The organism is Levilactobacillus sp. HBUAS70063 (assembly GCF_038374745.1).
Classification (GTDB): Bacteria; Bacillota; Bacilli; order Lactobacillales; family Lactobacillaceae; genus Levilactobacillus.
On record NZ_JBANSM010000011.1, the window covers coordinates 9,249 to 20,523 of the forward strand.

Consider the following 11,275-nt stretch of genomic DNA (forward strand, 5'->3'; position numbering starts at 1 on the left):
CAGGCTCCTAAAAGATGGGTTTGTGGTAAACACCATTTTAAAGGAAGCTGATCTTTTTTGTCCGAACAGCGTTCGGATTAATTTTACAATCTACCAAATAACTTTGTTTTCCAAAAACGCCACCAACTTTTAGATATGATTCTTTCTTTATTATCAGTTTCACCCACCCTACATTTTGTTTGTTGGTCGTTTGCTTGTTGCTTTTTAGTTGAATTAGGAGATTCAACCAAATAACTCAATTTTCGCACGTGTTCTTTTAATTGTCGGTTTTCTGTTACAGTTGATAACTGTAATTTTTGTTGCTGATCTATCAACTTTGTTAAACTGTCTATTTGGCGGTCTTTGGTAGCAAGCTGTTTGTCTCGTTGAGACTTTAGGTCCTCTACTTCTTTTATCAGAGTTGCAACCAGCTCATTATTGTCTTTGTTAGTCTTTGTCGTTTCTTTGCTATCTATTTGTTGGTTGTTTGCTAACAAAGGCTTTGCTACTTTGTCTCTGATAATCCTTTCAGCTTTAGGGCTAATCATGTTTGTACCCTGACTATCTTTTTGCCGATTCTTTGCTGGTAGTCTTTGGTAATGATATTGAATAGTCTGTTTGGAGACATTCAATTGATCAGCAAGTTCTCTAATAGTTTTAGGCATGTTTTCCAAACCCCTTTCGGAGTTCAGCAAGCATTTCTTGTCTTGTCTGATCTCTTATTGTTTTATCATGCTCAATCTGTCGTTCGGCTAAAATCTGTTTTTCAGTTGAGCCTAGTGGTAGGCCTTTAACTTTATCGGTAGCACGCCACTTTTCTTGTTCTGTTAATTCACCATTATTCTGGATATTAAAAAGTTTTTGACGCTCATCTTGGAACTTACCTTGAGAAAAGTCGTTTGCGTCTTTTCTTTCAGGCTTCCAAGTAAAAGTATAACCAATCACTGGTTTCCCACGACCTTTACCATATTTTTTTCGTATAGTTAGGCCTCTAAACAAAGGGGTTAGTTCTTCCTTAATTGGGCGAATAACCCTAGATTCAACGTTCGCAGGCTTACTCCAATAGCTTTGTGGAATATCTAGTAGTTCAAAGAAATCATTTTTAGAAAAATAAGCATAACCAGTGGTTCGGAATTGTTTAAGAATACGAAAAGTTGTTTTTGCGTAACTACTCTTTAAATCTCGGAACTCTGTCAAAGCATAACGAACCCAACTTTCGAGATTATTTAGAAGTTTCAACGCTTTGGGATAAATTTGAATATCAACATAAGGAACGTCTGCAGATCCCTTAATTTCAAATCGAGTGAACATGACAAACATCTCTCTATCAAGACCATCTTTACTTCGAGAGCCAAATCTAAGACCTAGTATTTTTTGATATGTACTTTGTATGTCATCAATAAACCGATTATTTGCGGTTGGCTTATAGGCACTTAACTCTTTTAACTGATCAAAGGTAAATCTAACAGTATCATCACCTTTATCACGTATTCTAGAAACTACAGAAAAGAACAAGTTCATTTCTACAGGAGTAAACCTTCGCAAGGGGATTGTATTTAATTCAGGGTCATATTTGACTAATTCATTGCTCATAAAATAACCTCCTTGAATAATACTACCTTATTTGAATACAGGAGTAAATAAATGTAGTCGATAAACAGACAAAATGTAGTCGATAAACAGACAAAATGTAGTCGATAAACAGACAAAATGTAGTCGATAAACAGACAAAATGTAGTCGATAAACTTCTGTACGCCTTGGGGGAGTAAGGCGCAATAGGGGTCTAAAAGAGGTTTAAAAGAGGTTTATAAAAGAGGTATAAAAGAGGCACCAGTGTACAAGATCAAAATCTAAAACAAAAATACAAAGGAGTGAGCCCAAAAACAGGCTCACATTAAACTCCAGTCGCTATGCTCCTTGCGCCTCACTTCGTTCGTTGCCTAAAAAGGTGCGGCAAGCCACATTAATTCGGGCGCTGACGCCCCGAACCCCGTCCAAGCTGAGCCAGCTTGACTGCTTTTTCACTCGCCGTTAGGCAGGAAAGCAAAGTTTTATAGAAACTTTGGCTTTCGCCAATTCAGTGTTAAGACTGGTTTAGAGCTGTCAATTCCTTATGCTCCCACGCTACGCTCGTCCGCTACCATTAACAGCAAACAGTTAGTTTTTTGAATCTCAAAAAGATTTTAGCTGCTATGTTCGTTTTTAAGGGTCTTATTTTTCGTTTCTAGCGATTTTAAGACCATTCCTATACATTTATACCAAAGCAAAAACAAAAAGCCCTCAACAGGCTCTTAGAGGGCTAAATAACGAAGCCAGGACGATTAATAATATCTTCTTGTCTTTTTTGCAAAATATAAGTGTATAAGGAATCATACAAATTCTTTTTAATCTCGTCAGGTTCATTGACAGAAGCTTCAAACAATTCTTGAATATCAACTTGCCAAGGATCAGCAAGCATTTCATCAATTGGTTTTAATACTTTCTTTTCGTCCATCTTAATGACTCCTAACATCAAAATAATGCTTTCAGTTTAGATTTACAGATCTTACAACACCGTTATTCAAAATTTGTTACCAAGCTTATAAAAATTCTCTGCACAAAGCAATTAAAAAATTTTGGCTTAAAACAGCATAATCTGCAACACTTTTTAAATATTTAAAACATAACAATCCTAGTTAGGTGCAAACATAAATTGAATTAAAAATACAGTCAATTCAACAACGGCAAAAACTGATTTCATGGTTATCAGCAGACCGAGCAAAACGAGGTCAATGCGCACTTACACCCTTGACACTTGTCAAGGGTAGATTTAATCCCCATTTTGATGGGGATTATTTGTATTAGAAGGCTAGCGCCAACGATAAAAATCCTAGAGCCAAATCTCAAGATTAATCAATCACATTACGAAGGATCCAATGACTATAAGCAAGACGAGCACCGGGAGTTATCACCCAGGGGTGATTAATTTCGAAAATTTGAATTTCAGTTGCTAAGTAAAGTGGCGTCTTACCATGATTAAAAGCAAAAACGGGTTGCGGAAAATCAGGCTTACTAGCAACTTGATGAACACTTTGACGAGAGTTCATCTGCCAGCGAATTTTTAAATCTTCACGCGACAATAACTGTGGCAGCTGTGTTTTTTCAAGTTGAGCTTGTTGCTGCAACTTTTGTGTAAAGGCTTGTTTAGTCTTGTTTTGATGCCAATCATCAAAAAGATCATACTTGTTTGATTTAAAATCTAAATCCATAAAGCCAGCCTCCTAACCAAAATCAATTTTATCCAGCATCGTTTCAGTACTAGCCTGGTCTAAGCCTAAATAAGCTAAAGTCATTGCTTCACTGGAATGATTTAGCAAATTCATGACTAAGCCAATATTATAATTTGATTGCGTGTAAACGCGATAAGCCCCGGTTTTACGCATCGTATGGGTCCCTAGATAATTAATTCCTAACAGATCGCCAACCTTGCTCATGATTTTGTAGAACTGTTTTTCCGTGATATGTCGTTCTGGGTGCTGAATCGAGGGAAACAACCAGTCAGAAACCAAATGGTTTTCTTGCAACCAAGCTTGATAGGCTAATAAATCAGTTTGCACGGGTTTTAAGTAGAGCAGGTTAGCTTTACCGGTCTTTTGGTCGTGGATAAACGCATTCTGACGCACGGTGCCGTTTTCGTTAAAGACATCTGTCCAACGAAGCTTCATAACGTCGCTCACTCGCAACAGAGTCGCTTTACCCACTTGAAAAACGGTATAGTTACGCCAACCAGCTTTGAAATTATGGAGTAACGTATCTTGCACTTCTTTGAGCACATTTGAATCTTTGATTGGTAAGACAATTTGTTGCATAGTTTGAGCTCCTTTAAAATTTTTGATTTTTAGTACAAATTAAAGTACAATATTAAGTACAAAGAAAGGGTGGTAAATATGACATTAGCATTAACACAGAGCGATTTTCGCGCTAACTTAAAAAAATATTTAGATCAAGTTAATGACGAAGACGAAACCGTTTATATTGCTCGTTCAAATAGTCGCGCAGTGGCCATCGTTTCACAAGAAAAAATGGATTGGCTAGAACGAGCATTAAAAGCTAAAGAAGGCTCGTTAGAATATGCAATTGCACGTGATCAGTTAATTAAACGCCATGTTTTACCTGACGATGAAATTGTTGAATCAGATGATGATTATTGGGGCCAGTTTAAATAATGAAAAAACTAAGATTTAAACCACGTGCAACCTTTAATGCTGATCTAAAACGGTTAGCCAGTTTAGACAAATCTATTATTGATGAAGTTCGAGCAGCCATTGACCTGTTGCTTGAGCAGCAACAATTACCACCAGAATTTGAAGATCATGAGCTTAATCGGCGAATGAGCGGTTATAATGAATTTCATTTACGAGACACCCCGAAAAACAAAACACCAAGCGAAACTAACGATGTTCTGGTTGTTTATACGATTGATACAGATGAACTAGTCTTAATTGGCATTCGAGTAGGATCGCATGATCGTTTATTTCCTGGTCAAAATCGTTCCAAAAGGTATCGAAAAAATGACGAATAAAAGAAGTCATTTATATCATATAAAAACAAATAGCCCCCAACATCTACATTATAGATATTGGGGGTTATTTTAACAATGATTTTGAGGGGCGATTTGAAGGTTATAGACCCTGAAACTACTTGCAGGATTGTAACTTGGTGGTTCTCTATTCAGTCACCTAACTGCTGGACCGTGTCAGATACATGGATCTGTGTCTTAAATTTTTTGAGGTCATGATTATTAGTCGCTGTATTTCCCTTATGGTTTAACAAGGCGTCTAATGCTGCTAAGTTGCTAACATAAGTCTGATTAATGTAGGTGCGAGGCACAATACGTGCAACTTTAACATAGCTGCCCTTATGATAAGCCATCACATAAGGATCTTTGACCCCAGGATTAAGCCCCGTCGTTAAGGTTAATTTGGTCCATTCATTACCCATCGTATTATCGGTGAACCAAGCGGTCCAGTAACCATTGGTCGCCTTATTGTTAGGAGAAATTTCCTTTTCACTAGGTAATTTACTGTACCCGACTTTATAGGATAAAAACGGATCAAAGCGATCAATCGTCCCAATACCTTTATAATATCCCAAACATAAAATACCAATACTAACCAGTGCTAGTACGATCAAGCCACCTAAACCAAAAGTCCAACGACGATAACGACTTTTAAGCTTAACATCATGATCTATCTGGGTAGCCAAAGAGGGTTCTTTATCTTTTTTCATTGCAATCTCCTCGTTAAATAGAAGTTTTTCGAGTGAGATGTTAAACAATTGACTCAAAGCATGCAGGGTCTCTAAACTTGGCATATTCTTGCCAGTTTCCCAAGTTGAGACCGTTTGACGGGTCACATGTAATTTTTGAGCTAATGCTTCTTGGGTTAAGTTAGATTGCCTGCGCAAGGTCTTGATATCGTCTTTAAAGCTCAAATCTCACTCCTCCTAAATCATAATCAAGGATCTAAGGCAATCCTAGCAAGAATTACTAGCATTAGTCACGCAAATGTTACTTGCACAAGCCAATAAAGCCATTCTTCAGATCGTAATAACGTTCTGAAGAATGGCTTTAGAAATGATCAAAGGCCTATTTGTAAGTTATAGACCCTATATATTCATAGCCCCTTTCTGTTTGGTGTTAAAGTATTAGTCATCGATGTCATGCGCTATCTTGTTTAGCTCCGTTTTGATGGAACTGGAAATATTTTCTAAATTGAAATGATTATATATTTCTTTATCCTTAAGCATCCTTTTTTGTGCCTTATTTAATTTACACTCATTGTTACCCACTACCCATTCATCCTTTTTACGTATAAAGGGGTTTTGCGCACTTTCCTTTAACGCGTTTTGAACATCTTCATAAGGTAAATAAAATTCAATTGTAGATTAATTTTACAATCTACCATATAACGTCTCCATCTTTTCAAAACGACTTAATTCTACGGGCTATAAATAACTTAATTTGCCAGTGTATAACGTTTCAGATTAAGCTACCACTAAGTTATAATAACCATATGGAAAGGAGATCAATCTAATGAAATATACGAAAACCAAAGCAGTATTAAATCAACTCGTTGCCGATTTGAGCCAGATGTCAATGATTATCCATCAGACGCATTGGTACATGCGTGGACCCAACTTTTTGAAGTTGCACCCCTTGATGGATGAGTTCATGGAAGAAATTGACAGCCAACTCGATGTCATTTCTGAACGGCTGATTGCGCTTGATGGCAGTCCTTACTCGACCTTAAAAGAAATGGCCGAAAACACTAAGATTCAAGACTGGCCTGGTGAATGGGACAAAACAACCCCAGAACGCCTCGCACACTTAGTTGATGGCTATCGTTACTTGGAAGACCTTTACCAACACGGCATTGAAGTATCCGATGTTGAAAAAGACTTCAGTACCCAAGATATTTTCATTGGTCTCAAAACCGCAATTGAGAAGAAAATCTGGATGATTCAGGCAGAGCTTGGGTCGGCGCCGGAAATTGATGAATAAAATAATATTAAAAAATCGGTAGGCTTATGGTAGATTGTAAAATTAATCCGAACGCCCATTTGGATATTGGACAGCCCTAGTTCACAAAAGGTTTCGATTTTAATTCGTTCGGAATAGGTTATACTAGACAAAAGATCAGCTCCTAAAAGATGGGTTTGTGGTAAACACCATTTTAAAGGAAGCTGATCTTTTTTGTCCGAACAGCGTTCGGATTAATTTTACAATCTACCGATTATCCTGATGAGTATCAACAAGTATTGAAAATTACCAAACACGAATTGGACGAGCGTACTTTTCCTAAAATTATGCCAATTACTGCAGATATTGCTGGTAGCAATCACATTATTTTAGCATTCCCTAATTGGTGGAATCATTTACCGCGTCCGATTGTAACGTTTATGGAACAATATCAGTGGCAAGACAAAACAATCTATCCGGTCTGCACCCATGAAGGGAACCGCTTTGGTGATAGTCTGAATGAACTATCAGAGATTGCCTAAGGAGCCACGATTGAACGTGGATTGGCAGTTCGTGGAGTATGTGCTTACGACACTGATCAAGCCATCAAAAATTGGTTAAATAATTACGATCAAGAAGCAGATGATCAACCGCTGGGAAAGGTATCATATTGGCACCCACAATATAAAGAAGAATTACACAAGCCTCAAACAAGAAATCAATGATGATTTGATCACTACTAGTTTTGATTACTTGGACGTGATAATATACCTACGGTGTCTTTTTAGCTCGGTTATGTATCCAGCATGATTTATAGCTGGAGAAGACGATTCCGATATCTAAAACAGGCGAACCGGCACATATGCCGGAAAATTCAGAGGTCACTTTTAAAATTGGCGGTGTCCGTGTTTCGAAATAAGTAACTAAATACGACAACTTATCGTTACTTGAATATTTTTGATTAGTCTGCTATCATATAAAAGGTATTATCAAAATATGAATAAATAAATCGGTTGACGTAAGCTCAAGGTGTTCTCTTTCAGGGGTGTGGAAGAGGTATCTGGGTTTACGTTTTTTGTATGAGGAGGTTTTTGTTTGGAATTTTTAGGTACCTTGGTGATCATCTTGATTGCAACTAGTCTATTTGGCCATCTAGCCTCTAGGGTTGGTATCCCAGCAGTGATCGGTCAATTATTTGTTGGAATTATTCTTGGCCCTGCGTTGTTGAATTGGGTTCACGCCAATGATTTTATCCATATTTTTTCAGAGATTGGGGTTATCATCTTAATGTTTATCGCCGGACTTGAGAGTGATCTTACATTGCTTAAAAAATATTTGCGTCCTAGCATAATTGTCGCGTTGTTAGGAGTTTTGATTCCAATGGTACTGATCTATCCAGTTGGTATTGTTTTTGGCTTGACAAAATTTGAAAGCTTGTTTTTGAGCGTTATTTTTGCCGCAACGTCGGTTTCAATTTCAGTTGCTGTCATGAAAGAACTAAATTTACTTGATAGTAAGAGCGGTTCAACAGTCCTCGGTGCCGCGGTGGTTGACGATGTGCTAGCTGTCGTTTTACTTAGCATTATGGTCAGTTTAATAGGTACAAAGGCTGGTACGGATACCCAGATACCGCTAGCTCTGACTTTTTTAGAGCAGCTAATTTACTTTGCCGCAATTTATTTCGTGATGCGTTTTATCGCCCCTCTCCTCGCTAGACTAGGCACCAAATTATTGAATCCAGTGGGACCTACTATAATGGCGATGATTTTGTGTTTTGGTATGGCATATATTGCAAATCTGATTGGACTGAGTGCAGTAATTGGGGCCTTTTTTGCAGGAATTGCGATTGCACAAACTCATGTAGCTCATGAAGTTGATCAAAGTATCGAACCAATCGGTTATGCGATTTTCATTCCTGTATTCTTCGTTTCAATTGGTTTAAGTATGTCACTAGCTGGCATAGAACACGATTTGTTATTAATTATCGTATTGACAATTGTGGCAACACTGACGAAACTATTAGGAGCGGGAAGTGGGGCTAAATGGGCCGGATTCAGTTCGAATGAAGCTTACCTCGTTGGTGCAGGGATGGTCTCGCGTGGGGAAATGGCCTTGATTATCGCTCAAATAGGCTACCAATCCAAACTAATCAGTGATGATTACTATTCGGCAATTATCACTGCCATTATCCTAACAACGTTATTAGCACCATTACTACTCAAACATGCGGCTCGTCATATAAACTACTAAAACATTTTAGCGGTATGACACCCCTTCTCTGTGAAAAATAACTACTAGATTTCATCGAGATATTGCCTAGTTTAATTAAGTACTAAATTATATAATATTGGTTATAATGGAGGGCTAGTTATTTGATACAGCTTGTAAAAGAAAAATTTGACGTTACTCGTTTGCGATTTGTTTTACTCGGCCTGCTTGTGGGTTTAATGAGTGGCACCGTTGTTAGCTTATTTCGCTATTGTATTGAGATAGGGCTGCACTATAGTCGATTGGTATATAGATACTTACGAATCGCGCCGTTTGTTTGGTGGGAATGGGCATTGTTGATAGGCATCAACCTTGGTTTAGCGTTAATTGTGGCTCGACTTCTCAAGAGAGAACCTTATATCGCTGGTTCTGGAATTCCGCAAGTTGAAGGTCAATTGGCTGGTGAATTGGAAATGCACTGGTGGTCAATTCTTTGGCGAAAATTTATCGGTGGTATTCTGGCATTGGGACCTGGATTATTTCTCGGACGAGAAGGACCAGCGATTCAATTAAGTGCGTCAGTTGGTCAAGGTTTCGCTTCTGAGTTTAAGTTATCAGGAACTGATCGCCGACTACTAATTGCATCAGGCGCCGCTGCTGGATTAGCAGCAGCGTTTAATGCCCCCATTGCTGGAACTCTATTTGTCTTAGAAGAGATTTACCATAATTTTTCACCGCTGGTTTGGTTAACAGCATTAGCCGGAGCAATTGGTTCAAATTTTATTTCGCTGAATGTTTTCGGACTTGTTCCCGTGTTACATTTAAGTTATTCACGTAGTTTACCAGTATCAAATTATTGGCACTTAATTTTACTCGGCATTGTTTTGGGATTATTTGGTTACTTATATCAACGGGTCTTGTTAGTTATGCCTAGGTGGTATCATCAATTGACACATTTGCCACGCCCAATACAAGGTATCGTACCATTTCTGCTGGTAATTTTAGTTGGTTACTTTTCGCCAAATTTACTCGGTGGTGGTAATGGCTTAATTTTGGGATTTGGCCAGCATGTTCCACCTTTGTTTGTACTAATTGCAATTTTTATTATACGATTCGTCTTTTCAATGATTTCATATGGTTCCGGATTACCTGGCGGTATTTTCTTGCCGATTCTTTCTTTAGGTGCTGTGATTGGTGCGGTTTATGGCGTCTTAATGAATCAATTAGGATTATTATCGCATGTCTATATCATGAACCTAATCATTTTTTCCATGGCCGGTTACTTTGCTGGAATCGGAAAAGCTCCCTTCACAGCTATCTTGCTGGTAACAGAAATGGTTGGCAATTTAACACATTTAATGCCATTAGCAGTCATATCGTTAACTGCTTACCTTGTTGTTGATTTATTAGGCGGTGCACCAATCTATGAAGCATTGCTTAAGCAGATGACAATGCCTAAAACTGTTCAGCAACTTCATCGACCTGATCATTTGGAAATACCGGTTTTCTTTGGCAGTCCCTTAAACGGCAAAATGGTCCGAGACATGCCATGGCCTAAAGAAGCACTGCTCATTGGAATCCGGCGTGGTGAACAAGAAGTGATTCCACATGGTGACACCTTGATTCATGAAGGTGATACGTTAGTACTGTTAACTGATACAACCCAACGACCCCAAGTTAAACAACGGATTGATGCATTATTAGCAACCTTAGAAAAAAAGCACCAAGACTAAGTTAATAGGTAAATTGGTTTATCATAATGGTAGGTATCAGATTAAGTGGGTCCGTTGGCAGACATAAACATATTGGAAAACTATATACAAATACGGTGAAGTACGAAAAACGCTGAAACAGAATTAGTTGAACCTATTTTGAAAAATACAAAGATAAATAATATGCCGAAAATGCCTTGCTACCCAATTTCTCATAGTCATGCTATAATGTAGACAGAAAAGGAAGCCTTGCGCTAACAAGACTTCCTACGCAAGCCGCTTCAAAGGCGGTGGCGAAGTTAATAAGACAGCATTAAGCTACCCTGTAACCTACCAAAGTTACGCAGGGCGGCTTTTTTATTTGTGGTGCTTGTCGATATAGCTGAGTAGCGCGATTAAAAACGTGCCAAACAGCAACATCAACGAGAGTGCCTGGAAGACGCTCATTGACTGTGAAACCTTCCTGAAGATTATTCCATGTTCCCATGGGCCTCACCTCACAAGGGAAAAGACAGCCACCGCCCTTAAACCTTCCTGCGTAATCTATTATACAGGTGAATTAAGTATTGACCAAGCACAATAAAAATAGATCATGGAGTTTCATGGGATCCTAAATTTGATCAAATTAAGAATCAGCAAAACATCTTTTGTAGATACCCTTTTTTGAGTTCCTGGAGTTTTTCAAGCTTACGCTGATGAAGAGCTATAGTATCGTCTAGTTGTTTGAAAAAGGCAAATTCTATAATTAATCCGAACAGAAATTAAAAAGCCCAAAGCAATCACTCACAATGGTAGTAGCTAATTCCAACCAATATAGGGAGTGATTACTTTGGGTACATCTACTTTATCACGTTTTCAACGTGGCGCACTAGCACA

Annotated in this window: 13 protein-coding genes and 2 pseudogenes; 6 read left to right on the top strand and 9 right to left on the bottom strand. The window is 38.2% G+C overall.

Annotation, left to right across the window (positions count from 1 at the left end):
- Window positions 1–83: 83 nt before the first annotated feature.
- The 5 genes from V8I28_RS12520 to V8I28_RS12540 all read right to left on the bottom strand — a co-directional run bounded on the left by V8I28_RS12520 (window position 84) and on the right by V8I28_RS12540 (window position 3,828).
- Entirely contained in the window at window positions 84–644 is a 561-nt protein-coding gene (locus V8I28_RS12520) for a DUF536 domain-containing protein (protein WP_341780422.1), read from the bottom strand.
- A complete protein-coding gene (locus tag V8I28_RS12525) occupies window positions 637–1,572 on the bottom strand; it encodes a replication initiation protein (RefSeq protein WP_341780423.1) in 936 nt (311 codons plus the stop codon). Before V8I28_RS12525 ends, V8I28_RS12520 begins: the two co-directional genes overlap by 8 nt.
- A gap of 707 nt (window positions 1,573–2,279) precedes the next feature.
- The gene (locus tag V8I28_RS12530; protein ID WP_010015136.1) at window positions 2,280–2,492 is read right to left on the bottom strand and encodes a hypothetical protein; all 213 of its coding nucleotides are present in this window, start codon (window positions 2,490–2,492) and stop codon (window positions 2,280–2,282) included.
- 376 nt (window positions 2,493–2,868) lie between these two features.
- Entirely contained in the window at window positions 2,869–3,228 is a 360-nt protein-coding gene (locus V8I28_RS12535; protein WP_046870853.1) for a hypothetical protein, read from the bottom strand.
- Window positions 3,229–3,240: 12 nt separating this feature from the next.
- On the bottom strand, window positions 3,241–3,828 hold the full coding sequence (locus tag V8I28_RS12540; protein WP_012660357.1) for a site-specific integrase: 588 nt from the start codon (window positions 3,826–3,828) through the stop codon (window positions 3,241–3,243).
- Between the two features lie 78 nt (window positions 3,829–3,906).
- On the opposite strand from V8I28_RS12540, the gene V8I28_RS12545 reads away from it, so the two are divergent.
- Window positions 3,907–4,185: a type II toxin-antitoxin system Phd/YefM family antitoxin gene (locus V8I28_RS12545; protein WP_003586674.1), complete on the top strand. Its 279-nt coding sequence runs from the start codon at window positions 3,907–3,909 to the stop codon at window positions 4,183–4,185.
- Complete coding sequence (locus V8I28_RS12550; protein WP_014271908.1) at window positions 4,185–4,541, top strand: type II toxin-antitoxin system YafQ family toxin; 357 nt, start codon at window positions 4,185–4,187, stop codon at window positions 4,539–4,541. The genes V8I28_RS12545 and V8I28_RS12550 overlap by 1 nt, the downstream gene beginning before the upstream one ends.
- A gap of 149 nt (window positions 4,542–4,690) precedes the next feature.
- On the opposite strand, the gene V8I28_RS12555 is transcribed toward V8I28_RS12550, so the two are convergent.
- Window positions 4,691–5,452, bottom strand: coding sequence for a helix-turn-helix transcriptional regulator (locus V8I28_RS12555; RefSeq protein WP_060416931.1), 762 nt, complete (start codon window positions 5,450–5,452; stop codon window positions 4,691–4,693).
- 601 nt (window positions 5,453–6,053) lie between these two features.
- On the opposite strand from V8I28_RS12555, the gene V8I28_RS12560 reads away from it, so the two are divergent.
- Entirely contained in the window at window positions 6,054–6,521 is a 468-nt protein-coding gene (locus V8I28_RS12560; RefSeq protein ID WP_003587210.1) for a Dps family protein, read from the top strand.
- A 41-nt stretch (window positions 6,522–6,562) separates the two neighbouring features.
- On the opposite strand, the pseudogene V8I28_RS12565 reads toward V8I28_RS12560, so the two are convergent.
- Window positions 6,563–6,652 (bottom strand): annotated as a pseudogene (locus V8I28_RS12565) (IS30 family transposase); the annotation flags it as partial.
- A gap of 147 nt (window positions 6,653–6,799) precedes the next feature.
- On the opposite strand from V8I28_RS12565, the gene V8I28_RS12570 reads away from it, so the two are divergent.
- The 3 genes from V8I28_RS12570 (at window position 6,800) to V8I28_RS12580 (ending at window position 10,420) form a co-directional block, all read left to right on the top strand.
- Window positions 6,800–7,021, top strand: coding sequence for a flavodoxin (locus tag V8I28_RS12570; protein ID WP_148294669.1), 222 nt, complete (start codon window positions 6,800–6,802; stop codon window positions 7,019–7,021).
- 553 nt (window positions 7,022–7,574) lie between these two features.
- A complete protein-coding gene (locus tag V8I28_RS12575) occupies window positions 7,575–8,729 on the top strand; it encodes a cation:proton antiporter (protein WP_341780425.1) in 1,155 nt (384 codons plus the stop codon).
- 122 nt (window positions 8,730–8,851) lie between these two features.
- Window positions 8,852–10,420, top strand: coding sequence for a ClC family H(+)/Cl(-) exchange transporter (locus tag V8I28_RS12580; protein ID WP_087509189.1), 1,569 nt, complete (start codon window positions 8,852–8,854; stop codon window positions 10,418–10,420).
- Between the two features lie 336 nt (window positions 10,421–10,756).
- Here V8I28_RS12580 and V8I28_RS12585 read toward each other — a convergent pair whose 3' ends face one another.
- Window positions 10,757–10,846 (bottom strand): putative holin-like toxin, encoded by a 90-nt coding sequence (locus V8I28_RS12585; protein ID WP_107696660.1) that lies wholly within the window; start codon window positions 10,844–10,846, stop codon window positions 10,757–10,759.
- Between the two features lie 185 nt (window positions 10,847–11,031).
- Window positions 11,032–11,133 (bottom strand): annotated as a pseudogene (locus V8I28_RS12590) (restriction endonuclease subunit S); the annotation flags it as partial.
- Window positions 11,134–11,275: the final 142 nt, after the last annotated feature.

Coding starts and splice junctions, on each gene's coding strand:
- V8I28_RS12520 (WP_341780422.1), bottom strand. CDS start 644: ATGCCTAAAACTATTAGAGAACTTGCTGATCAATTGAATGTCTCCAAA.
- V8I28_RS12525 (WP_341780423.1), bottom strand. CDS start 1,572: ATGAGCAATGAATTAGTCAAATATGACCCTGAATTAAATACAATCCCC.
- V8I28_RS12530 (WP_010015136.1), bottom strand. CDS start 2,492: ATGTTAGGAGTCATTAAGATGGACGAAAAGAAAGTATTAAAACCAATT.
- V8I28_RS12535 (WP_046870853.1), bottom strand. CDS start 3,228: ATGGATTTAGATTTTAAATCAAACAAGTATGATCTTTTTGATGATTGG.
- V8I28_RS12540 (WP_012660357.1), bottom strand. CDS start 3,828: ATGCAACAAATTGTCTTACCAATCAAAGATTCAAATGTGCTCAAAGAA.
- V8I28_RS12545 (WP_003586674.1), top strand. CDS start 3,907: ATGACATTAGCATTAACACAGAGCGATTTTCGCGCTAACTTAAAAAAA.
- V8I28_RS12550 (WP_014271908.1), top strand. CDS start 4,185: ATGAAAAAACTAAGATTTAAACCACGTGCAACCTTTAATGCTGATCTA.
- V8I28_RS12560 (WP_003587210.1), top strand. CDS start 6,054: ATGAAATATACGAAAACCAAAGCAGTATTAAATCAACTCGTTGCCGAT.
- V8I28_RS12585 (WP_107696660.1), bottom strand. CDS start 10,846: ATGAGCGTCTTCCAGGCACTCTCGTTGATGTTGCTGTTTGGCACGTTT.